This is a genomic window from Moraxella catarrhalis, from assembly GCF_001632285.1.
GTDB lineage: Bacteria > Pseudomonadota > Gammaproteobacteria > Pseudomonadales > Moraxellaceae > Moraxella > Moraxella catarrhalis.
This window is the reverse complement of sequence record NZ_LWAH01000006.1, coordinates 1-1,273: the sequence shown is the minus strand read 5'-3', so window position 1 is coordinate 1,273 and position 1,273 is coordinate 1. Positions and strand designations below refer to the sequence as shown.

Annotated in this window: 1 protein-coding gene; it reads right to left on the bottom strand. The window is 44.1% G+C overall.

Annotated elements, in window-relative coordinates:
• Positions 1-68: 68 nt before the first annotated feature.
• Positions 69-1,259: an elongation factor Tu gene (gene tuf, locus A4U55_RS01370; RefSeq protein WP_003656211.1), complete on the bottom strand. Its 1,191-nt coding sequence runs from the start codon at positions 1,257-1,259 to the stop codon at positions 69-71.
• Positions 1,260-1,273 lie beyond the last annotated feature (14 nt).

The window sequence follows — 1,273 nt, the reverse complement described above, 5'->3', positions numbered from 1 at the left end:
CCAACAAAAAACCAAACCCTTTCAGGTTTGGTTTTTGTGGTAACTGTTTAAGTTAAATACTAAAAATATCAGTCTTTAACATTAGCAACAACACCAGCACCTACGGTACGACCGCCTTCACGGATAGCAAAGCGTAGACCTTTATCCATGGCGATTGGGTGGATAAGCTCAACACTCATCTCAACATTGTCACCAGGCATAACCATTTCGGTACCTTCTTGTAGAGTGATGGCACCAGTCACATCTGTGGTACGGAAGTAGAACTGTGGGCGATAGCCATTTAAGAATGGGGTGTGACGACCACCTTCTTCTTTTGACAGTACATAAACTTCAGCATCAAACTTAGTATGTGGGGTGATTGAACCTGGTTTTGCAAGTACTTGACCGCGTTGAACTTCTTCACGCTTAGTACCACGCAACAAGATACCACAGTTCTCACCTGCACGACCTTCGTCTAACAGTTTACGGAACATTTCAACACCAGTACAGGTGGTTTTAGCAGTTGGTTTGATACCGATGATTTCAATTTCATCACCAACTTTAATAATACCTGATTCAACACGACCAGTCACAACTGTACCACGACCTGAGATCGAGAAGACATCTTCAATTGGCATCAAGAATGACTTATCGATATCACGCTCAGGCTCTGGGATATAGCTGTCTAGTGTGTCTAGCAGTTCTAGAACTGCAGGCTCGCCATATTTACCATCAGAACCATTCAATGCTTCTAGTGCTGAACCTTTGATGATTGGGGTATCATCACCAGGGAAATCATAGTCAGATAGAAGTTCACGAACTTCCATTTCAACCAATTCTAGTAGCTCTTCATCATCAACCATATCGCACTTGTTCATGAATACCATGATGTATGGTACACCAACCTGACGAGATAGTAGGATATGCTCACGAGTTTGTGGCATAGGACCATCAGTTGCAGAAACAACCAAGATAGCACCATCCATCTGTGCTGCACCTGTGATCATGTTTTTAACATAGTCAGCGTGACCTGGGCAGTCTACATGTGCGTAGTGACGAGCTGCAGTGTCATACTCAATATGAGAGGTGTTGATGGTGATACCGCGTGCTTTTTCTTCAGGTGCTGAGTCAATAGCAGCGTAATCTTTTGCTTCACCACCGTGGTGCTTAGCAGCAACGGTTGCGATAGCAGCAGTTAGAGTGGTTTTACCATGGTCAACGTGACCGATGGTACCAACATTTACGTGTGGTTTTACACGTTCAAACTTGGCCTTTGCCATGATGGTTTCCTCGA

What these genes read in the sequence shown, in the direction of transcription:
- tuf (WP_003656211.1), bottom strand. Translation starts at nt 1,259, where the DNA reads ATGGCAAAGGCCAAGTTTGAACGTGTAAAACCACACGTAAATGTTGGT.